The sequence below is a fragment of the Bacillus sp. B19-2 genome (assembly GCF_022832475.1).
Classification (GTDB): Bacteria; Bacillota; Bacilli; order Bacillales; family Bacillaceae; genus Bacillus; species Bacillus paralicheniformis.
The window spans coordinates 912,236-933,635 of the sequence record NZ_JALHKQ010000001.1; the positions used below are offsets into that span (position 1 = coordinate 912,236).

At 46.1% G+C, this 21,400-nt stretch carries 24 protein-coding genes and 2 pseudogenes; 18 read left to right on the top strand and 8 right to left on the bottom strand.

Annotated features, from left to right (window positions below):
• Positions 1–12: 12 nt before the first annotated feature.
• The gene (locus tag MST20_RS04715) at positions 13–663 is read right to left on the bottom strand and encodes a TVP38/TMEM64 family protein (protein ID WP_243940399.1); all 651 of its coding nucleotides are present in this window, start codon (positions 661–663) and stop codon (positions 13–15) included.
• A 33-nt stretch (positions 664–696) separates the two neighbouring features.
• On the bottom strand, positions 697–1,713 hold the full coding sequence (locus MST20_RS04720) for a serine hydrolase domain-containing protein (protein ID WP_243940401.1): 1,017 nt from the start codon (positions 1,711–1,713) through the stop codon (positions 697–699).
• Positions 1,714–2,167: 454 nt separating this feature from the next.
• Between MST20_RS04720 and MST20_RS04725 the strand changes: the two genes are divergently transcribed.
• Complete coding sequence (locus tag MST20_RS04725; RefSeq protein WP_243940403.1) at positions 2,168–3,358, top strand: macrolide family glycosyltransferase; 1,191 nt, start codon at positions 2,168–2,170, stop codon at positions 3,356–3,358.
• 126 nt (positions 3,359–3,484) lie between these two features.
• Positions 3,485–5,062 carry an APC family permease gene (locus MST20_RS04730; RefSeq protein ID WP_243940405.1) on the top strand — a complete coding sequence of 526 codons (1,578 nt, stop codon included), beginning with the start codon at positions 3,485–3,487 and terminating at the stop codon, positions 5,060–5,062.
• 404 nt (positions 5,063–5,466) lie between these two features.
• Here MST20_RS04730 and MST20_RS04735 read toward each other — a convergent pair whose 3' ends face one another.
• Positions 5,467–6,726 carry a glycosyl hydrolase family 18 protein gene (locus MST20_RS04735; protein WP_243940407.1) on the bottom strand — a complete coding sequence of 420 codons (1,260 nt, stop codon included), beginning with the start codon at positions 6,724–6,726 and terminating at the stop codon, positions 5,467–5,469.
• A gap of 181 nt (positions 6,727–6,907) precedes the next feature.
• Here MST20_RS04735 and MST20_RS04740 point away from each other — a divergent pair, with 181 nt between their 5' ends.
• The 3 genes and pseudogenes from MST20_RS04740 (at position 6,908) to MST20_RS04750 (ending at position 8,702) form a co-directional block, all read left to right on the top strand.
• Positions 6,908–7,492, top strand: a complete 585-nt coding sequence (locus MST20_RS04740; protein WP_243940409.1) for a TetR/AcrR family transcriptional regulator — start codon at positions 6,908–6,910, stop codon at positions 7,490–7,492.
• A 71-nt stretch (positions 7,493–7,563) separates the two neighbouring features.
• Positions 7,564–7,956 (top strand): annotated as a pseudogene (locus MST20_RS04745) (nuclear transport factor 2 family protein).
• Between the two features lie 18 nt (positions 7,957–7,974).
• Positions 7,975–8,702, top strand: a pseudogene (locus MST20_RS04750) (NAD-dependent epimerase/dehydratase family protein).
• Here the strand turns inward: MST20_RS04750 and MST20_RS04755 are convergent.
• The gene (locus MST20_RS04755; RefSeq protein ID WP_243940411.1) at positions 8,699–9,004 is read right to left on the bottom strand and encodes a hypothetical protein; all 306 of its coding nucleotides are present in this window, start codon (positions 9,002–9,004) and stop codon (positions 8,699–8,701) included. The pseudogene MST20_RS04750 and the gene MST20_RS04755 overlap by 4 nt on opposite strands.
• Before the next feature lie 166 nt (positions 9,005–9,170).
• On the opposite strand from MST20_RS04755, the gene MST20_RS04760 reads away from it, so the two are divergent.
• The gene (locus tag MST20_RS04760) at positions 9,171–9,626 is read left to right on the top strand and encodes an OsmC family protein (RefSeq protein ID WP_243940413.1); all 456 of its coding nucleotides are present in this window, start codon (positions 9,171–9,173) and stop codon (positions 9,624–9,626) included.
• Here MST20_RS04760 and erbB read toward each other — a convergent pair.
• The 3 genes from erbB to MST20_RS04775 all read right to left on the bottom strand — a co-directional run bounded on the left by erbB (position 9,623) and on the right by MST20_RS04775 (position 10,929).
• Complete coding sequence (erbB, locus tag MST20_RS04765; RefSeq protein WP_243940415.1) at positions 9,623–9,982, bottom strand: SMR family multidrug efflux transporter EbrB; 360 nt, start codon at positions 9,980–9,982, stop codon at positions 9,623–9,625. The two genes, MST20_RS04760 and erbB, sit on opposite strands and share 4 nt — an antisense overlap.
• A 13-nt stretch (positions 9,983–9,995) precedes the next feature.
• Complete coding sequence (gene erbA, locus MST20_RS04770; protein WP_003182039.1) at positions 9,996–10,313, bottom strand: SMR family multidrug efflux transporter EbrA; 318 nt, start codon at positions 10,311–10,313, stop codon at positions 9,996–9,998.
• Positions 10,314–10,707: 394 nt separating this feature from the next.
• Positions 10,708–10,929, bottom strand: a complete 222-nt coding sequence (locus MST20_RS04775; protein WP_243940417.1) for a hypothetical protein — start codon at positions 10,927–10,929, stop codon at positions 10,708–10,710.
• A 124-nt stretch (positions 10,930–11,053) separates the two neighbouring features.
• Here MST20_RS04775 and MST20_RS04780 point away from each other — a divergent pair, with 124 nt between their 5' ends.
• From MST20_RS04780 to MST20_RS04815, 8 genes are all read left to right on the top strand, one after another.
• Positions 11,054–11,455, top strand: a complete 402-nt coding sequence (locus MST20_RS04780) for a YmaF family protein (RefSeq protein ID WP_243940419.1) — start codon at positions 11,054–11,056, stop codon at positions 11,453–11,455.
• Between the two features lie 101 nt (positions 11,456–11,556).
• Positions 11,557–12,501 (top strand): tRNA (adenosine(37)-N6)-dimethylallyltransferase MiaA, encoded by a 945-nt coding sequence (gene miaA, locus MST20_RS04785; protein WP_243940421.1) that lies wholly within the window; start codon positions 11,557–11,559, stop codon positions 12,499–12,501.
• A 41-nt stretch (positions 12,502–12,542) separates the two neighbouring features.
• A complete protein-coding gene (gene hfq, locus MST20_RS04790) occupies positions 12,543–12,764 on the top strand; it encodes an RNA chaperone Hfq (RefSeq protein ID WP_020451500.1) in 222 nt (73 codons plus the stop codon).
• 267 nt (positions 12,765–13,031) lie between these two features.
• Positions 13,032–13,244 (top strand): hypothetical protein, encoded by a 213-nt coding sequence (locus MST20_RS04795; protein ID WP_020451502.1) that lies wholly within the window; start codon positions 13,032–13,034, stop codon positions 13,242–13,244.
• A gap of 250 nt (positions 13,245–13,494) precedes the next feature.
• On the top strand, positions 13,495–13,890 hold the full coding sequence (gene nrdI / locus MST20_RS04800; RefSeq protein WP_011197997.1) for a class Ib ribonucleoside-diphosphate reductase assembly flavoprotein NrdI: 396 nt from the start codon (positions 13,495–13,497) through the stop codon (positions 13,888–13,890).
• Positions 13,847–15,949 (top strand): class 1b ribonucleoside-diphosphate reductase subunit alpha, encoded by a 2,103-nt coding sequence (gene nrdE / locus MST20_RS04805; RefSeq protein ID WP_243940423.1) that lies wholly within the window; start codon positions 13,847–13,849, stop codon positions 15,947–15,949. The genes nrdI and nrdE overlap by 44 nt, the downstream gene beginning before the upstream one ends.
• A gap of 20 nt (positions 15,950–15,969) precedes the next feature.
• Positions 15,970–16,947, top strand: coding sequence for a class 1b ribonucleoside-diphosphate reductase subunit beta (nrdF, locus tag MST20_RS04810; protein WP_243940425.1), 978 nt, complete (start codon positions 15,970–15,972; stop codon positions 16,945–16,947).
• 117 nt (positions 16,948–17,064) lie between these two features.
• The gene (locus MST20_RS04815; protein ID WP_243940426.1) at positions 17,065–17,682 is read left to right on the top strand and encodes a hypothetical protein; all 618 of its coding nucleotides are present in this window, start codon (positions 17,065–17,067) and stop codon (positions 17,680–17,682) included.
• Positions 17,683–17,700: 18 nt separating this feature from the next.
• On the opposite strand, the gene MST20_RS04820 is transcribed toward MST20_RS04815, so the two are convergent.
• Positions 17,701–18,501, bottom strand: coding sequence for an MBL fold metallo-hydrolase (locus MST20_RS04820; protein WP_243940428.1), 801 nt, complete (start codon positions 18,499–18,501; stop codon positions 17,701–17,703).
• Positions 18,502–18,701: 200 nt separating this feature from the next.
• Here MST20_RS04820 and sufU point away from each other — a divergent pair, with 200 nt between their 5' ends.
• The 4 genes from sufU (at position 18,702) to MST20_RS04840 (ending at position 21,392) form a co-directional block, all read left to right on the top strand.
• Entirely contained in the window at positions 18,702–19,133 is a 432-nt protein-coding gene (sufU, locus tag MST20_RS04825; protein ID WP_243940430.1) for a Fe-S cluster assembly sulfur transfer protein SufU, read from the top strand.
• Between the two features lie 93 nt (positions 19,134–19,226).
• Entirely contained in the window at positions 19,227–19,688 is a 462-nt protein-coding gene (locus MST20_RS04830; RefSeq protein WP_243940432.1) for a Fur family transcriptional regulator, read from the top strand.
• 56 nt (positions 19,689–19,744) lie between these two features.
• Positions 19,745–20,410: a GntR family transcriptional regulator gene (locus MST20_RS04835; RefSeq protein WP_075754710.1), complete on the top strand. Its 666-nt coding sequence runs from the start codon at positions 19,745–19,747 to the stop codon at positions 20,408–20,410.
• A gap of 7 nt (positions 20,411–20,417) precedes the next feature.
• Complete coding sequence (locus tag MST20_RS04840; RefSeq protein WP_243940434.1) at positions 20,418–21,392, top strand: DMT family transporter; 975 nt, start codon at positions 20,418–20,420, stop codon at positions 21,390–21,392.
• Positions 21,393–21,400: the final 8 nt, after the last annotated feature.

A 21,400-nucleotide genomic window follows, 5' to 3' on the forward strand; every position in this document is an offset into this window, starting at 1 on the left:
CGCCTCAGCGGGTCAAGAAGGTTTCCCTGTCTGTTTCGTCTCCTTATGTTTTTGAGTCAGATGGGGATACTTTCTGTAGATGACAAGCGCGATGATCGCCATGTATAAGCCGTAGACACCGATAGAGATCAGCTTGTTTTCACTGAAATTGGCACCTGCGATAGAGACGACGAGAACATTAGGGATTTTTCCAAGTGTCGAAGCCGCGAAAAAGACAGCCCATTTCACCTTGCTTAAACCGCAGACAATATTCATGACAACGGCGGGGATAACGGGGATCAGTCTGCCCAATAGTACGGCTGTAAAAGCATTTTGGTTAAAATAGGCTTCATATTCGCTCATTTTCGGGTATTTCGTTAAGCGTTTGCGAGCCAAATCTCTGAATCCGTAACGTGAGAGGAAGAACAGGAGCATGGTGCCGAGCATCGACCCTGTCAGCGTGATCAGCACGCCGTTTGCGATTCCGAACAAAGCGCCGTTTAATCCGGCAATGAGCGCAAACGGGACGATCGGGAAAAATACACAGGCCGCCACAAGCAGCATGCTGAATAGCACCGAATAAACGCCTCCGTCCCTGATGACGCCGAGCCAGGAATCTTTAAAGACGAATCCGATCGCGATGATACTTGCCATGATGATGATAGTGAATAGTTTTCTGATCATACCGCTCCCGCTGCCTTTCAGTGTTTTTAGCTTCTACATTTGCAATAAAGCTTGTTCCAAGTTTTCTGAAATTTCGTCTGTTTTTGACAGGTTGCAATTGCTGAGCATAATCAGCACTTTTTTCTCATCCATGTATCGGTTAATCGAGCTGATAAAACCGTGGATTTCTCCATCATGCCATATTTTATACTTGTTTTGATGATTAATAAACCATCCGTATCCGATCGAATTGTTTTGAATGAGTGCCGGAGAAGGGCCCTCGGCTGCAAAAGCCGGTTTTTTGACGCAGCTGTAAAGCGCTTCTTTCAAAGCGCTTTTTGTGACAAGCTTTTCAGTGTAAAGCGCCCTGTCCCATAAGTACAAGTCTTCAACGGTTGAATACAGCCCGCTTTCCCCGTAGCCGTATACGATAGGCGCTTTGATCATTTCGCGATTCAGGCATAAATATCCGACTGTGGGCGAAATATCTTCCGGAGAAGTGAAGAAACCGGAGTTTTTCATGCCTAAAGGGTCAAAGATTAGTTGTTGAATGACGTCTCCATAAGCTTCATTTGTGATTGTTTCAATGATTTTTGAGAGCAGTATGTATCCTGAATTGCTGTAATTAAACCTTTGTCCCGGACGAAATTCGAGCGGCTTGTCAATAAAACGGCCGATAAATTGGTCTAACGGTGCGCGCTCCAGTTCAATATCGAGCAATTCATCCTCTAGAAAATCGGGAATTCCGGACGTATGGCTTAATAAATGTTTGATGGTAATGCTGTCTCCGTTCGGATAGCCTTCTAAATAGTTTTGTACCGGATCATCTGTATGAAGCAGCCCCTTTTCTTGCAGCTGCATGACCGCTATGGCTGTGAATTGCTTTGTCAGCGAAGCAATTTGGTAGCGTGTAGACGGTTTATTCTTCACTTTGTCCTTGCAATTAGCATAACCGTATCCTTTCGATAACAGAATACCGTTTGAGTCTGCCAGCAAAATGCTGCCGTGAAAATGATTGTTGGATGCTTGTTCCATTAAATAATCATCAAGATGTTCCGCTGTATATACCAATAACAACAGTCCTTTCATATCTAATTATGATGAGAAGGAAACGATAAACGATAGTTTTGAAAGGAAATGAAGCAGGAAGCGCGACAAAATAACATTATAAAAATTTTTTTGGATTTACCATCATTTACAGAATAATTTAAACTAAATTTAAAATATGGCAATTTCATGACATCCGTTAAAACGAGTGCTGTTTTGACGGATGTTTTTTGTTTTAAAACGATTGAAATATAAGTCGACGGTAACGAAAAGGGGAATAAAGTCGAGTGTGGCCTTAAACTAAGGGCTAAAGTTCGGTGTTTTTTTGTGAGAAAAAGGACTATATTAGTATTTTTTAATTTTAATTTAATTTTGAAGGGTTTTTCCTTTATGATCTATAATATGTTGTTTAACATAGTGAAAGAGATTTAAAATCATCGTTACTGTTATGAAGCGAAAAATAACGGGAGGTTAAAAAATGGGCCAAAAACATATCGCGATTTTTAATATTCCCGCTCACGGGCATATTAATCCGACGCTTGCTTTAACGGCAAGCCTTGTCAAACGCGGTTATCGGGTAACATATCCGGTAACGGATGAGTTTGTGAAAGCTGTTGAGGAAACTGGGGCAGAGCCGCTTAACTACCGCTCAACTTTAAATATCGATCCGCAGCAAATTCGGGAGCTGATGAAAAATAAAAAAGATATGACGCAGGCTCCGATGATGTTTATGAAAGAAATGGAGGAGGTTCTTCCTCAGCTTGAAGCGCTTTATGAGAACGACAAGCCTGACCTCATCCTTTTTGACTTTATGGCCATGGCGGGAAAAATGCTGGCTGAGAAGTTTGGAATAGAGGCGGTTCGCCTTTGTTCTTCATATGCACAAAACGAACATTTTTCATTCAAATCAATGTCTGAAGAGTTTAAGATCGAACTCACGCCTGAGCAAGAAGCCGCTTTGAAAAATGAGAATATTCCGTCATTTAGTTTTGAGGAGATGTTCGAACCGGCAAAATTGAACATTGTCTTTATGCCTCGTGCTTTTCAGCCTTACGGCGAAACGTTTGATGAACGGTTTTCTTTTGTCGGTCCTTCTCTAGCCAAACGCAAGTTTCAGGAAGAAGACACGCCGGTTATTTCGAACAGCGGCCGTCCTGTCATGCTCATTTCTTTAGGGACGGCGTTCAATGCCTGGCCGGAATTTTATCATATGTGCATAGAAGCATTCAGGGACACGAAGTGGCAGGTGGTCATGGCTGTCGGCGCGACAATCGATCCTGAAAGCTTTGACGACATACCTGATAACTTTTCGATTCATCAGCGCGTTCCCCAGCTGGAAATCCTGAAGAAAGCGGAGCTTTTCATCACCCATGGGGGTATGAACAGTACGATGGAAGGATTGAATGCCGGTGTACCGCTTGTTGCCATCCCGCAAATGATTGAACAGGAAATCACTGCCCGCCGCGTCGAAGAACTCGGACTTGGCAAGCATTTGCAGCCGGAGGACACAACAGTTGCTTCATTGCGGGAAGCCGTCTCCCAGACGGACGGCAACCCCGATGTCCTGAAACGAGTACAGGACATGCAAAAGCACATTAAACAAGCAGGAGGGGCCGAGAAAGCAGCAGATGAAATTGAGGCATTTTTAGCACCGGCAGGAGTGAAATAACCATATGAAGGAACCCGGGGTATCCCCGGGTTTTTTGTTGCAGCCGAAAGGAAGCGGGAAAAGTATACAGAGGCGCTTTTTGAACATACTACCTTCTATTAAATGTATTTAAAAGGAGGAAGTGATTTGTCAAATCAGGGCAATTTCAAAAAAACGATCTCTCTGCTTGACCTGATTTTGATCGGCATGGGTGCGATATTCGGATCGGCTTGGCTGTTTGCCGTCAGCAATGTCGCTTCAAAAGCCGGGCCCGCGGGAAGCTTTTCGTGGATTATCGGCGGTGTCATTATCCTTTTAATCGGCCTCGTTTATGCCGAGCTGGGAGCTGCTTTGCCGCGGACGGGAGGGATTATCCGCTACCCGGTGTATACCCACGGCCACCTTGTCGGATACTTGATTTCGTTTATTACGATCGTTGCCTATACAAGCCTGATTTCAATCGAAGTGACGGCTGTCAGGCAATATGTAGCTTATTGGTTTCCCGGTTTGACGATAAAAGGTTCTGAATCGCCGACGATTATCGGCTGGCTTTTGCAGTTTGTGCTGCTTTGTTTGTTCTTTTTACTCAATTATTGGAGTGTCAAAGCGTTTGCGAAATCAAATTTAATTATTTCGGTTTTTAAGTATTTTGTTCCTTTGACGATCATCGTCGTGTTGGCATTCCATTTTAAGTCGGCCAACTTTGCGGGAGAATTGGCGCCGTTTGGCTTTGGCGGGGTGCAGGCGTCCATTTCGACCGGCGGGGTGATGTTCGCATACCTCGGTCTTCATCCGATCGTTTCGGTCGCCGGCGAAGTAAAAAATCCGCAGCGGAACATCCCGGTTGCTCTGCTGATTTGCATCATTGTTTCGGCTTGCATTTATACGATACTGCAAGTGGTGTTCATCGGAGCCATTCCGACTGATATGCTGAATGACGGCTGGAAAGCGATCGGCAAGGAGTTTTCTCTTCCATTCAAAGACATCGCGGTGCTTCTTGGGATGGGCTGGCTTGCCACTCTTGTCGTTCTGGATGCAATCTTATCACCCGGCGGAAACGGCAATATTTTTATGAATACGACATCGCGCTTGGTTTATGCATGGGCGCGGAACGGCACGTTGTTCAAAGTGTTTGCCAAGGTCAATAAACCGACGGGAATTCCCCGTCCGTCGTTGTGGCTGTCGTTTGCGCTCGCCGTTTTTTGGACGCTTCCTTTTCCGTCTTGGGACGCGCTCGTCAATGTTTGCTCTGTAGCCCTGATCCTTTCCTATGCGATCGCTCCGGTTTCAGCAGCAGCTCTGAATGTGAATGCCAAGCAGCTCAACAAGCCTCTGCAAATCAAGGGGATGGCTGTCATTGCTCCTGTATCCTTCGTATTTGCGTCTTATATCGTCTATTGGTCAGGCTGGAACACCGTGTCATGGCTGCTCGGATCGCAGCTCGTGATGTTTGCCGTTTATTGCGCGTGTAAAAAATATGTTCCCCAAGACGATGTTTCGTTTGCACAGCAGCTTAAATCAAGCTGGTGGATTGTCGGTTATTATGTCATGCTCTTGATTTTGTCGTATCTCGGCTCATTCGGTAACGGCCTCGGCCTATTGAGAACGCCGATCGATTTAATCTTGATCGCAGCAGGATCGATTGCGGTATTTTACTGGGCGAAATATACGGCTCTTCCAAAGGCAGTCATTGATTATGATGAGAAAAAAGAAGAAACCGTTTAAATAAGAATCCCCCGCGTATGAACTGCGGGGGATTCACGCGTTTTCATTACAGGTGCGGAAGAGACTTCAGCCGACTTGGCAGCCTAGGTATCAATCTGAAATATGTTCAGAGATTATACCCCATTTAGCCTGCGCTCTGTTCATGGGTGTCAATCGCGTCGTTGCGCACTTCTGACCGGTTTTCCCCGAATTTAAAAAATCGGTGGCACACTTGTTCAGTCATCGCAGACCGCATCACACTCTAAGATGTCGTGCAGCTCTTGATCCTGCATCATTCCTGTCATTGTTGAAGGTTTTGTCAGGCAAAGGTTTTTAAATATGAACAGCTCATGATGCTCTAATGTTTTGTGAACTGTATTGATTTATAAAAGGGGAGATGATTCGGCTTATTCATACGACAGCGATCAAACTTTTCTGACGCGAAAGAATTTGGTCAAGAGCCAGGTTCCTTGCGGAAAACTGAGCGTGAGCTGCCAGACACCGCCGCCGCCAAGTCCGTATTCGATGATGAGATGCAGTTTTCTTCCGATGCTGCGTGCGTCTTCAAACCATATGATGTGCCTTCTGCCTTGTTCATCTGTGTATTGGAGAAAAGGAGATTCAGACTTTGTATCATATTGTATCGGTACCTGGTGCTTCATGGCGAGCTGAACGGCGTCTTGGTTGGCGATTCCCGGGTATACGGCACCAGGCTGATAGGGCAGCGTCCAGTTATAGCCGTAAAGCGGAAAGCCGAGAATGATTTTTTCTTTTGAAATATGGCGAAGGGCAAATTGAATCGTCTGCCGGACTTCATTGATCGGAGCGACGGGGCCGGGCCCGCTTGTTCCGTGGTGCCAGTCGTATGCCATGATAAAGACAAGGTCGCTCACTGCGCCGATTCCGCCATAGTCATACCCTTTCAGCCAGGCGATATTTTCATTTGTTTTCGGCGGAACGGCAACCGTCAACACATAACCGGAAGGCTTCAGCCGCTCTTTCAACAGGCGGAGAAAACCTGAAAATAAATCTCTGTCTTCCTCCACAATCTGTTCGAAATCAATATTGACGCCTGCATATCCTTTTCTGGAAATCGTTTGAACAATATTGTCGATGAGCCGGTTTCTTACTGCAGGCTGATTTAATACGCGGTGCGCAAGAGACGGACTAAAGCCTGCTTCTGTCAGATTGGTGACTGTCATGAGGGGAGGAACGCGCCGCCTCCAGGCCGTTTGTACGGCCGGTGAATCATTCAGCTCGCTTAACGATCCGTCGCTTGATATGTGGTATTCAAAAAATGCCAGATATGTGGCGTAGGGGGCAAAATTATGAATCAATTCCTGGTCTAAGCTGGGGTTTCTCAATGTGTAATATCCTAAAGCGGTGATCGGTTTTTTCGGCAATTCCGGAATCGTCACTTTCATCCCCGGCCTCATATTGGCAGGCGTTACAGACGGATTTGCTTTTTGCAATGCTTCGGCGGATACAAACGTCCGGAGGGCGATCGAGTTATAACTGTCTCCCGGCTGAACAGTATATGTATAAAGCGGTATTAAAAGAGCCTGTCCGGGGACAATGTTTGTTTCGACCAACCCGTTTGCCAATCGGATCTGGTCAATCGAAATTCCGAACCTGGCACCGATGACAAATAATGAATCTCCCGGCTGAACCGTATAAATAAACAACGGGCACACTTCCTTTTGTTCCTCTGTATGCGACAGGGGTTTTATGCTATGTCTATGACCGGCGCTGAAGGATCATGCGCCGATTTTCTCAATCGGAACCGTGAATAGATCCGTGAAGCGGATAATTCTTGACTGATCGATCTAAAAAGCGTATTCTTCAAATAAAGGAGGTGATAAAGGCTTGGGAAGAAGCAAAGAATTCGATGCTGCCCTCGTCCTTCATAAAGCAATGGAGGTTTTCGGCCAATTCGGCTATGAAGGCGCATCGATGCAAGAGCTGCTCAGCCGCCTGGGAATTGCCAGGCAAAGTCTGTACAATACATTCGGAACGAAACGGGATCTGTTTATAGCCGCTCTTACAAGATATCTTGATGATAAAAATGCTCAAGTGATCGCCAGGCTTGAAAGCCCCGGCTCAGTGAAGCAATCGGTTCGGCAGATCTTTCAGGAAAGCTTAAACGCTCTGAAAGACCCCGAACGCTCAAAGGCATGCTATATCATCAACAGCGCAATTGAACAAATTCCCCGTGATCAAGAGGTTGCCGAATACATTGATAAGCAGACAAGGCAGCTGGAAACCGCCTTTTACAAAGCGCTTGTCCGGGCCGAGTCACAGGGGGAACTAAAGAAGGGCGGCCAAGATCTTTCAGCAGTTGCCCGTTTTTTAAATCAAACCCGGCTGTCTCTAACGTTTCAGGCGAAGTTAACGGAGGACTTTGACGCCCTTCAGGATTTGATCGATGTCAGCCTGTCTGTTCTTGATTAAAAGGGAAGATGGGCTGCCGCTCGTTTTTATCACTATTTTAGACCGAATGGTCAAAAAATAAGGGAGAGAAAATGGCGCATACGATAACCGATGTGATGGAACCATTTTTGCAGTCGATGCTCGAAAAAGATATGGAAAAGTGGATACAGCTTTGGGATCAAGACGCGGTGTTTGAGCATCCGTAGTCGCCGCCAGGTTTTCCTAAAAAAATAGAAGGAAAGTCGGCTATTTACGAATATATAAAGGATTTTCCCGAAAAGATCGATATTGTCCGCTTTACAGCGCCCACTATTCTTCAAATGGCAAATACGGGCTATGCGGCAGTCGAATTTGAATGTGAAGGCACGGTGTGCGAGACGGATCTTCCCAACAGTATGAAAGAGAGCAAAATTGTCCACTACAAAGATGATTGGAATCCTTTGATTGTCATCGAATCGTTCGGGAGACGGCTGCAGACTTTTTAATGACCTAACAAGTGAGTGATAAAAGTGGAGAAAACAATATTGATTACCGGCGGAACCGGCACGACTGGAAGCCGAATCGCCAAACGGCTTGTACGTTCCGGGCGCCGGCGTCCGGATCGCAAGCCGGAGAATGCCTGCAATGGCCGGAACGGAACATGTGTATTTTGACTGGAATGATTAAAAAATTTACAGAGACGCATTAAAAATCACGAACTCATTATATTTGGTTGCGCCTGTCGGTGTATTCAAACCGTCGCCACTCGTTGCACCGTTTTTGGAAATAGCAGCGGCATTCGGCGTCCGCCGCATTGTTCTGCTCAGCGCTGCAATTATCGATGAAGACGGACCCGTATTCGGGAAGCTTCATCACGCGGTCAGGCGATATGTTCCTGAATGGACGGTATAATACGAGCCATATCTTGACCGGGCCGGAAGCCTCGAGTTATGCTGGAGCTGCGGCAATTATCGGCAGAGCGGCAGGCATGTCAATGTCGAAGTGTCCGCTTTGAGGGAAAGGTATATAAAAGCAGGATTATCTCCCGTTTATGCCAGCTTCATATCGGAACTAGACGAGAAAATCAAGAATGGCAAAGAAAAACGCATCACACCATACAGTGGAACGCATCACGGGAAAAAAACCGCGTTCACTGGCTGATTTCGCCAATGAACACGCCGGCGTCTGCTTTAACTCGTTCCTGAGACTGAACGGTCTTTTCTGTTTATTTTTGACCGTTCAGTCTAATTAATAAAATGTTTCGTTGATTTCCCATGACTCAACTGTACAGTAGGCCAAGTGAGGGTCCATACCCATGCCCATTAAATAAGCCATTGCCGCTACTTCTTCCATGGCATGGTGATAGGAAGTGGCTTGCGCTTCATTTAAACCGTAATGAACAAAAGGCGCAACCGTGCACAATGTCTTATGTTTCAAGTGCGGAAACAACGGACATTTGATGTGGTGCACGGCTGTTTCGGCGTGCTGATACTGGGGGATATGCATATGCTGTTCGGGAGCCGGTGTCTGCTGTAAATGTTCTACATTCTCCATTTTTTTCGTCCTTTCTTGCGCGGATTTTCGTTGTATTCTATGATCCGCTCATGCCCCGTGTGTTAGACGTCTGTCACGGTTTACCGATTTTTTTAGGCAAATCAACAGACATAAAGGTCAAATACCGGTAGACTTTAAAGCAGGATAAAAAAAGGAGGTATTTTTTATGGCTAAACATCATTTTTACCTTCAGGCAGACTGGCCTGGAAAACGTAACGACATCGGAAGGATTGAAAGCGGGAATTTAAAAACAGAAATTTCAATTCCAAAGGAAATGGAGGGTCCGGGGGCAGGGACAAACCCTGACGAAATGCTGCTCGGTGCCGCTGCGACTTGCTATATCATCACGCTTGCAGCCATGATGGAAAGGAGCGGATTGGAAAAAGAGAGCCTGACGATGGAATCCGAGGCCGTTGTCGATGTGACAGGCGGGGTGTTTACATACGAAAAAATCATTCACAGACCTCTGATCCGTCTTCCGAAAGAAGCGGCGGAAAAAGAGGTCGAACTTGCCGAAAGACTGGCTGAAAAGGCGGAGACATCCTGTATGATATCAAGGGCGGTTCAGGGCAATGTCGCCATTGAATTAGAGCCGAAGATTGTCGTCTCCAAAGCGGATTAGATTTCGACCGGGAGCTGAGCCTTTTGGTCTGCGGCGTCAGCATGCTTTGAATTGAGCAAAAAGACGCCGCCGATGATCAATACAAGCCCAATAAGAGTTTTGAGATTGAATGGTTCCTGAAATATAAAATACCCGATCGCAGCTGTCAAAGCCGTCCCGGTGCCGGCCCAAGTCGCATAAGCCGCAGATAAAGGCAGTGTTTTTAATGAAAAGCTCAGAAACGTAAAAGAAGCCGCAAAACCGATCATGACACCGGCCGCGGGCAGGGGGACGCTAAAGCCTTCTGACAGCTTCAGCATTGTGCTTCCGAATACTTCGGACAAAATGGCAGCCGCCAAAAAGATCATGCCTTTCATGACATTCTCCTCCTTATGACAGATTGATCAGGACAACGCCTGACACGAGACAGATAATGCCGGCGATATTTCGCCGGTTCAGCTTTTCTTGAAACCACAAGACGCCGATGATTGCAGTCAGAACGGTGCCCGCTCCGCTCCAAGTCGCATAGGAGAGGCTTAGAGGGATGACCTGCAATGTGAGTGACATCATGTAAAATGCGAGACCGTAGCCGATCACTACGAGAACCGACGGCTGCCAGCGCGCGAACCCGTCAGATATTTTCAGCATGGCGGCTGCCGCCGCTTCTGACAAGATGGCGATCAGTAGAAAAATGTAGCCTGCAATCATACGAAATCCTCCTCTATCGATGTTATTTCAAGATTCAAAAGGAGAGCTTTCTCTTCGTCAGCCAGCAGTTCCAATTGAAACAAAAGACTTTGACCATTTGCCAGCCCTCTTTTCACACAACTCACGCCGCGGTTTAAGAAATGCTGCCGCAGCAAGGGCGCTTGTACAAAGTCAGTTTTCATTCGAATATCAAAAAACGCCGCCCATAAACGATTTTAAAGTGTTAAAGGTTTATTCCGCAATCGTCATCAGGCCGCTTCAAAGATTTCTTCTTTTTTAGACATAAAAAAAACCCGCATTACTAACCGGTTGGTAAAATCCATCTTAATTGATGCAAAAGTTCTAAGTCAAGAAAAAAGTTATGTAAAAAGGCCCCTGGAAGAGCCTTTATTTGTCAATAAAAAGGATAGTAAGGATACGGCGGATACGGATATCCCCAAGGGCCGAGAAGCGCTCCGGCAGTAAGCCCGCCCAAAAAACCTCCGAAGAAGGGGCCCGGGCCGAAAAACGGACGCGGTCCGAAAAACGGTCGCCCAAAAGGTCCGCCAAAGTAAGGTCTGCCGATGATGCGCTGGTTGTCGTCGTAATATACAGGAGCTTGCTCGAAATGATTCATAAAAAAATCCCTCCAATAATAAAATGAAACCTGACTAACATCACTGTATTCTGCCCAGCCGTTTTTGCCTGGGCACCCGTCGTATTTTTGAATGAAGCCGCCCTTAAAAAGGAGTGAATGAAACATGACGCTGTATCAGTCGGATTGGTCAAAAGCGCCTCCCCATGCCCACGCCTACAGGGCGAGAACATCGACTGCCAATGGCCATTACCACCTAATTGAAGGCTTTTCCCAGCCGGCAAACGGGAGCAATACAGATGGGCACGTTCATTTTTATTCCGGCATCACTTCTTTCGAAAAGGGACATTACCACAGGTATTACGCGATTACGGGGCCCGCGATTCCGCGGGCGGACGGCACGCACTATCATGAAATCGAGGGCACGACCTATCTGGCATATTCTGCGGCTCCCCCGATCAGATATGGCGGAGTCGTGTATGTAAGCGATGGAATGAAGGAAAGGCATCGGCATATTTTTAAAGGCTACACAAGAGAAATCGTGGGAAATGAGCCGATAGGCTGGTGAGGAAATGTTTGGGAAATGATGAAAACGGGTAAAATGAAATGGATGTTTTTGAACGTGAAATGGTATAATGGGAGGAGCTTGTTTAAAGAGAGTGATCAGCAGTGAATAAAACGAAACCGCCGGTCATCGTTTTGATCGGACCGACCGCTGTCGGTAAAACAAAATTAAGCGTGATGCTGGCCGAGCATTTGAATGCGGAAATTATCAGCGGAGATTCGATGCAAATTTACAAAAAAATGGATATCGGCACAGCGAAAATCAAAGAAGAAGAAATGAACGGGGTTCCACATCACCTGATCGATATTAAAGAACCGACGGAATCTTTCTCGGTTGCTGAATATCAGGAGATCGTCAGACAAAAAATCGCAGAGATTGACAGGCGGGGTAAGCTTCCGATGATTGTCGGGGGAACCGGGCTCTATATTCAGTCTGTCCTTTATGACTATTCATTCACAGAGGAAGCGGGCGACCCTGAGTTCCGGGCGGAGATGGAGGCGCTCTCTGACAAGAGGGGAGCCGAATATGTTCACTGTCTTTTGAAAGAGCGCGATCCCGAAGCGGCAAAAACCATTCATCCAAACAATAAACGAAGGGTCATCAGGGCGCTTGAAATCCTCCATACGACAGGAAAAACGATGTCCGAACATATGGAAGGCCAGCGGAAAGAGCTTTTATACACCACGGCTCTCATCGGTTTGACGATGGAGCGGGAAGTGCTGTATGACAGGATCAACAGCCGCGTAGACCAGATGATGGATGAGGGGCTGCTGAATGAAGTGAAACAGCTTTATGATGAAAACATAAGAAATTGCCAGTCTGTTCAGGCCATCGGGTACAAAGAGCTTTATGCGCACCTTGAAGGCAGATCGTCCTTGGAAGAGGCGGTTGAGACGTTGAAGCGGAATTCGAGACGCTATGCCAAAAGACAGCTGACATGGTTCAGAAATCAAATGGATGTCGCCTGGTATGACATGACGCCCCCTGTCAATATCGAGCAGAAAAAACAGGAAATTTTCACTTACATAGCAGGAAAGCTCGAACTTTAATCGAAACAGTATGGTATAGAGAAACAAGGAGGACCAGAAACATGAAATCGATAAATATTCAAGATCAGTTTTTGAATCAGATTCGGAAAGAAAGTACATTTGTCACGGTCTTTTTACTGAATGGATTTCAGCTGCGCGGACAAGTAAAAGGATTTGACAACTTTACAGTGTTGATTGAATCGGAAGGAAAGCAGCAGCTTATATACAAACACGCCATTTCCACGTTTGCACCGCAAAAAAACGTTCAGCTCGAACTCGAATAGCGATTTACGGCTAAAAGACCATGCCTGGCATGGTCTTTTCAGATTGCCTGACAAAATCCTGAAACAGTTTACTGTTTTGGGATTTTGTCGTTTTCGAGGCGACTTTACAATCAACTGCGGCCGTTGCCGGACATCCTGTCTAAAACGCCGCCAACAATACGTCCTGTGAAAGACCGAGGCATTCAAATTTACAAAGCGGCATCTAATCGCTAAACTAAGTAGTGTTTACATCAATTCAGTTTGAAAATGAAAAGGAATGAGCGAACAATGAAACCTAAGATCGTCATCAACCATTGGGAAGAGACGTGTGAAGATGATTCCTGCTATGAATACGGCACAAGTATTCTCGTCAACGGAAAAGAACTTGTCAGGGAAGCGTCGATCATGACGGCTGTTCAGTCAGTTCTTAAGGAACTCGGCATCGAAGCCGATATTAAAGAGGTATGCGAGAACAAGTGCTGTGACACTTACAAAAAATAAGCGAAAAAGTCTAGTCTACTAACTCAATTTTTTTCGTGTTATGATAGATTTCGGTTTGTGAGTAGGATGAGCGAACGGCTCTCATTCTACTCATATTTCTTTGGCCTTAGGCCTCCTAAGCTGAAGCAAATTGTGAACTTTCATCAACCTGATCACAATATATTGTGTTTTCTTGAATGATAGTATACTATATATTGTGTAAGGTTCGAGTTGAAAGACTCGGAAACAATTTTACTAGGTCGTGATAATGATGATTCAGATCGTATTTGATTCAAAAACGGGAAACGTTCAGCGCTTTGTGGATAAGACGCCTTTTCGCAATAAACGGAAAGTCAGCACAGAGGAGTATCTAGACGAACCGTTTGTTTTGATCACGTACACGACAGGGTTTGGGGAAGTTCCGAAAACGACTGAGATGTTTCTTGAGAAAAACGCCCATCTTCTTTTGGGAGTTGCGGCAAGCGGAAACAGAGTGTGGGGAGACAATTTTGCGAAAAGCGCAGAAAAAATCTCGAAGCAGTATCAGGTTCCGATTCTCGGCAAATTTGAGCTCAGCGGGACGGCCAAAGACGTTGAACTGTTTACTCAGGAGGTAGAAAGAGTTGTCACAAAATCAAGTGCCAAAATGGATCCAGTTAAACAATGAGATCATGATCCAAAAAGACGGGAAATTCCAGTTTGATAAAGATAAAGAAGCTGTACATAGTTATTTTGTAGACTATATCAACCAAAATACGGTATTTTTCCATGATCTGAAAGAGAAAATCGATTACTTAATCAAGAATGACTACTATGAAGAAGAGTTTTTAAGCCGCTACACGTTCGAAGAAATCAAGGAAGTGTTCAAAGAGGCTTACGCCAAAAAATTCAGATTCCCGTCCTTTATGAGCGCTTTTAAGTTTTACAATGACTATGCGCTGAAGACAAACGACAAGAAAAAAATTCTTGAACGCTATGAAGACAGAATTTCTATCGTAGCTTTATTTTTTGCAAACGGGGATAAGGAGAAGGCGAAGGAATTCGTCAGAATGATGATCAACCAGGAGTATCAGCCGAGCACGCCGACATTCTTAAATGCCGGCCGCAAACGCCGCGGAGAGCTGGTCAGCTGTTTCCTCCTGGAAGTCAATGACTCCTTGAACGACATCTCGAGAGCGATTGATATTTCAATGCAGCTGTCAAAGCTCGGCGGAGGCGTATCGTTAAACCTTTCAAAACTGCGTGCGAAAGGCGAAGCGATCAAAGACGTCGAAAACGCGACAAAAGGCGTCGTCGGCGTGATGAAGCTTCTTGACAACGCATTCCGCTACGCTGATCAGATGGGACAAAGACAAGGCTCAGGCGCTGCGTACTTAAACATTTTCCACCGTGACATCAACGATTTCCTCGATACGAAGAAGATTTCGGCTGATGAGGATGTCCGGGTGAAAACATTGTCCATCGGAGTCGTCATTCCAGACAAATTCATCGAGCTTGCAAGAGAGGATAAAGCGGCATACGTATTCTATCCGCACACCGTTTATAAAGCGTACGGCGAGCACCTCGATGAAATGGACATGAACGAGATGTACGACAGGCTTGTGGAAGATCCGCGCGTCAAAAAAGAAAAAGTCCACCCGCGCAAGATGCTTGAAAAGCTTGCGATGTTAAGATCGGAATCCGGGTATCCGTACATTATGTTCCAGGACAATGTCAACAACGCGCATGCGAACAATCATATTTCTAAGGTTAAATTTTCCAACCTTTGCTCGGAGGTTCTTCAGGCTTCACAAGTTTCTTCATACACAGACTACGGTCAAGAAGATGAGATCGGCCTTGATATCTCCTGCAACCTTGGTTCATTGAACATATTGAACGTCATGAAAAACAAATCGCTTGAGCAGACGGTTAAGCTTGCAACCGATTCGCTGACACACGTTTCTGAAACGACGAACATTACGAACGCACCGGCGGTCAAAAAAGCGAACAAAGCGATGAAATCCATCGGCCTTGGAGCGATGAACCTGCACGGATTCCTGGCACAGAACAATATCGCCTACGAAAGTGAGGAAGCGAGGGACTTCGCGAACACTTTCTTTATGATGATGAACTTCTACTCGATTGAACGGTCTGCCGAGATCGCCAAAGCAAAAGGCGAGACGTACCATAACTACGAAGGTTCGGCTTACGCAACGGGTGAATACTTCGAAAAGTATGTGACACAAGATTTCTCGCCTAAATTCGAAAAAGTGGCCAAGCTTTTTGAAGGCATGCACATTCCGACAAAAGAAGACTGGGAGCAGCTGAAACAGTTTGTCAAAGAACACGGATTGTACCACAGCTACAGACTGTGCATCGCACCGACCGGGTCCATTTCATATGTACAGTCAAGCACAGCATCAGTCATGCCGATCATGGAGCGGATTGAAGAAAGAACTTACGGCAACTCCAAGACGTACTATCCGATGCCTGGACTTGCGCCGAGCAACTGGTTCTACTATAAAGAAGCGTATGATATGGACATGTTCAGAGTTGTCGACATGATCTCGACGATTCAGCAGCACGTTGACCAAGGCATAAGCTTTACATTGTTCCTGAAAGATACAATGACGACACGCGATCTGAACCGGATCGACCTTTATGCCCACCATAAAGGAATCAAAACACTTTACTATGCAAGAACGAAGGATACAGGGCAAGAAGGCTGCCTTTCTTGTGTCGTTTGATTAAAGGAGAGTATGCGAAAGTGACGAAAATTTATGATGCAGCAAACTGGTCAAAGCATGAAGATGATTTTACCCAAATGTTTTACAACCAAAATGTGAAGCAATTTTGGCTTCCGGAAGAGATCGCGCTTAATGGGGATCTTCTGACATGGAAGTACTTGGGTAAAAATGAACAGGACACATACATGAAGGTGCTCGCGGGGCTGACACTACTCGATACAGAGCAGGGGAACACGGGAATGCCCCTTGTCGCTGAGCATGTGGAAGGGCATCAGCGCAAAGCGGTGCTGAACTTCATGGCGATGATGGAAAACGCGGTCCACGCCAAGTCCTATTCAAACATTTTCATGACGCTTGCCCCGACAGAGACGATCAACGAAGTCTTTGAATGGGTTAAACAAAACAAATATTTGCAGAAAAAAGCTCAGGTCATTGTCGGACTCTATGAGAAAATCCGCCAGGGCGATAAAATCTCGCTGTTTAAAGCGATGGTCGCATCCGTTTATTTAGAAAGCTTCCTGTTCTACAGCGGCTTCTACTACCCGCTTTATTTTTACGGACAGGGCAAGCTGATGCAAAGCGGCGAAATCATCAACCTGATCTTGCGGGACGAAGCGATTCACGGCGTCTATGTCGGCCTGCTCGCTCAGGAGATTTACAATGAGCAGACACCTGAGAAAAAAGAAGAGCTGTACGCGTTTGCCATTGATCTATTGAAAGAGCTTTATGAAAATGAGCTTGAATATACAGAAGATCTGTACGACCAGGTCGGCCTTTCACACGACGTGAAGAAGTTCATCCGCTACAATGCCAACAAAGCGCTGATGAACCTTGGCTTTGAAGCTTATTTTGAAGAAGAAGAGATCAATCCGATCGTGTTGAACGGGTTGAATACGAAAACGAAGTCACATGACTTCTTCTCAATGAAAGGGAACGGCTACAAAAAAGCAACAGTTGAACCGTTAAGAGACGACGATTTTTACTTTGACGATAAGTAAGCCGGCCGGGCTAAAAGGGCGCATCCGCGCCCAAGCCCCGCCTTTCAGTTATAGATACACGGCAAAATGAGAGCAGAACGAATCTGCTCTTTTCACTTTGAGGAGGAAACGGATACAATGGGAAAAATGGATGAAATCATTCTCGTGGTCCCGCGGGAAAACGTATTTGCAAATGAAACGCTGACCTTCCAAGGCGTCAACAGCGATGGCGAGAAGGTCGGGAAGATCATGGCGCATATTGAACAGCACTTCAGTGAAATGAGAAGGGGAGACGCCGAAGAAGATCCTGCGTTTAAACAGCCGATCCCTTATGTTGTCATCAAAAGAGACGACGAAATATTTGTATACGAGCGGCTCGAAGGCGGAGGGGAAGCGCGGCTTCACAACAAGCTGTCACTCGGCTTCGGCGGCCACATGAACTTTGCCGAAGGGCTTGACTTTTCCGGTATTCTGAAGTTAAACACAGACCGCGAACTTGATGAAGAGCTTCTGATTAAGGAATCAGATAAAGAAAAAATGGTGACGCTCGGACTGATTAATGATGATGAAAACAGCGTCGGAGAAGTACATATCGGAATCCTTTCAGCGCTTGAATTAAAACCGGGCGCCCACGTTGAAGTTAAAGAAAAGGAACAGATTGCCGGCCGCTGGATGAAAGCCAGTGATCTGAAAGAAAAAAACGTCTATGACAGACTTGAATCTTGGTCACAGTTTGTCGTTGATATTTTAGTATAAATTGGAAAACTCGCTGATTTAGCGAGTTTTCTTTTCGTTTTGAACCGGTTTCCATTGAAAAAGTGAGCCCTGCTTTTCGATTAACCCAAAACCAGGGTAGGGGAAATGACACCCGTGAAGCAGGACCTGGCCGCTATAAGCCTGCCGGACCAGCAGTCTTCTTGTCTTTTCTCCCTCTATAGGGTCATGCTCAAGCGAAACCCGCAGCTTTGGATTGGAAATGCTTTCGGGAATGTGAAATACGTCATTGGTGATCTGACAGACCCCGTCTTTTGTTTGTAACTCAATCGTCAAGTGTCCAGGTGTATGTCCGGGCGTATGGATCAGTTTCAGTCCGGGAAGCAGTTCGGTATCTTCTGTCAGCAGCTTCAGAAGCGGCCGGACAGCGGACAGAATGCGAAACTGTTCAGAAGCCGGCGTTTGTTTTGCGTACAGCCATTCTGCTTCACTGATCAGATGAACAGCGTTTGGAAAAGCGGGTTTCCCGTTATTCAGAAGACCTCCCGTATGATCTAAATGACTGTGTGACAAAATGACATAGTCTATAGAATCAGGCTTGATTCCCGCCTGTGTCATGTGATGAATCAAGTATCCGCTTTCTTGTCCGCCTGTTTCGCCAAATCCCGTATCAATCAGTATCCGTTTGCCGTTCGTCTCCAGAAAGGCAAAGTTCAGCGCTGCTTCAAATTCTTCAGGATAACGTTCTGTTTCCTTGGAGTCTCCTCCCGCCAAAAAGAAATCCCTTGAAACTCGAAATGCTCCATCAGACAAAATTGTCATTTGAAAAGAATCGAGTTGAATGCGGTCTGGCTCCTTCATAAAAATCCTTCCCCCTTTGCGTTTGACCAAGCTGCCTCTTTATTAGAAGAGGAGTTTCATTGTGTCTTTTCATTTGCGCTGAACTGCTTGATCGGTTATCATTAAATCGTAATAATTACGATTTAACAACGGAAGTATAACTGAATCCGTTTGTTCTTTCAACCAAAATAAACTGTTTAACAGGGAAGGAGCATCATTTCATGCCGAAACTGGAAGAGCTGTATCGGTCCGTCATTATGGATCATGCAAGATACAGGCGAAATTTTCGAAAAATCGATAAACACGGCGCGTATTACGTCCATTACAAAAATCCAACATGCGGTGATGTGATGACTTTGTTTATCGACATTAAAGATGAAAAGATCGAAGACGCAGCTTTTATCGGAGATGGGTGCAGCATCAGTATGGCTTCCTCATCAATCATGACTGAACTGATAAAAGGAAAGACGTTAAAAGAAGCCGGCCTAATGCGTGCAGCGATGGAAAATATGATCAGAAAAGGAGAAGAACCGGCAGAGGATCTGCTGGGAGATGCCGTTTCCCTGATGGGCGTCCATCCGTTGCGGGCCCGTCATAACTGTGCCCTGATGCCGTGGCAGGCTTTTGATCGGATCAAGGAGAACGTTTATTAAATGAACACCACACCTAAAGAACTCCGGTTCTAAGGCCGCCGGGTAAAGAATATCGGAAGATTCAAGGGAAAAAGGGGCAGTGACGAAAGAGGTATGGAAAACGAGACGAATGTAAAGCAGGAAGCGATGGCGCAGCTTAAACAGAAAGGGATTCGAATGACGCCGCAGCGGCTGGCCATCTACCATTATTTTTTAGCCAACAGGAACCATCCCACAATAGCAGAAATTCAACAATCATTAAGGGAAGTCTATCCCGCCGTCAGTACAGCGACGATATACAACACCATCCGCTATTTTAAACAAGAGGGTCTTATAAAAGAAATGGGCTTTACTGATCCGCTTCGCTTTGATCTGGCTCTAGAGGAACATGATCATGTCATATGCGAAGCATGCGGAAAGATCGTCGATTTTCAATGTCCGCAACTTGAGAAAGTAAAAGACATCGCGGCACGGCTGACCGGATTTAAAGTGACACATTACCGATTGGAGCTGTACGGCATCTGCAAAGATTGTCAGGCGAAAAAAAAATACGCCGCTAAAGTGAAAGGGATTTGATAAAAACGAATCTCTTTTTGGTTGTGCATAAAACCAAAATCCGATATATTGGTTTTATGATGAAAAATAACATTAAACGAATCAAACGAATTTCTCTTCGGGAAGAAGTGTATCAAACGCTGAAGCGCACCATCGTACATTTGGAACTTAAGCCGGGGGAGCGCCTGCATGATCAGGAGCTTGCAGAGCAGTTTGGCATCAGCCGCACACCTGTCAGGGAGGCGCTCAAACGACTGGAAGATGAAGGACTTGTTGAAACTGTTCCGGGTTCAGCAACACGTGTAGCACCGTTAAATCGCGAGGAAGCTGAACATGCTTTTACAGTCACTGCAGCACTGCATGCGCTGGCTGTCAAACTGTCGTTTCCTTTTTTAACGGATTCAGACCTTGATCAACTGGAGGCGCATAACAAAACGTTGCAGCAAGCGATTCAAAAAGAAGACATTATCGAAGCAATCGAATCGGATGCTGCTTTTCATGAGGTGTTTTTACAAGCATCAAAAAACCCGGAAATTACCCGGGCATTGGAGAGAATTTCTTCGAAAATTTACCGCCTTGAAATGTCGCAGTTTTCCTCGATCGGCAGCTTGAAATCTGTCGAACAGCATCAGAACATCATCGATGCCTGCAGACAGCGGGATCGGGATGCGGCCATCAGGCTTGCCGAGGAAAACTGGCTCAGTCTCGGAGACCGATTGGCCGGACATCAGGAAAAGGAGTGAGGGGATTGTGAGGCCGATTATACTGGGCGTTTTTGCAGCCTTCTTTTTTGCTTTTACATTCGTTTTAAACAGGGCGATGGAGCTTGAAGGGGGAAGCTGGATCTGGAGCGCATCGTTAAGATTTATCTTTATGGCGCCTCTTTTATTTGTCATTGTTTGGCTGAGGGGGAACGTAAAAGAGCTTTTTCAGGAAATTAAAAAAGCGCCGGGCATTTGGCTGAGATGGAGCATCGTCGGCTTCGGCCTCTTTTATGCGCCGCTCTGTTTTGCGGCGGCTTACGGGCCGGGCTGGCTGATCGCAGGAACATGGCAAATCACGATTATTTCCGGCTCCCTTTTGGCGCCGCTTTTTTACGAAACCATCCAAACAAAAACAGGTCCCGTACAGATGAGGGGCAAAATTCCCTATAAAGGGCTGGCGATGTCGGTGATCATTTTAATCGGGGTGGCGCTGATGCAGGCTGAGCATGCGGCACAGCTTTCATTACATGGGATGCTGCTGTGCGTCGTGCCGGTTATGTTGGCTTCATTTGCATATCCGCTTGGGAACAGAAAAATGATGGAAGCATGCGCCGGGCGCCTTGATGCTTATCAGCGGGTATTGGGGATGACGCTGGCAAGCCTTCCGTTTTGGCTGATCCTCTCGCTGTACGGGCTGGCGTCGGCGGGTGTGCCCAGCCGGGGACAAGTCATTCAGTCAGGTTTGGTGGCTGTCTTTTCCGGAATATGCGCAACTGTGCTGTTCTTTGCCGCAACCGATCTTGTAAAAGGGGATATGCGAAAATTAGGGGCTGTCGAGGCCACACAATCGTTTGAAGTGCTGTTTGCTGCCGCTGGTGAAATTTTGCTTCTTTCAAGTCCGCTTCCTGGTGCCATCTCATGGAGCGGCATGGTTCTTGTGATTATCGGAATGGTGTTGAACAGCCATGCATCGAATCAAACGCAAAAGCCGGCGATTCAAAGTAAAGCTGCAAAAGCATGAAAAAAGCC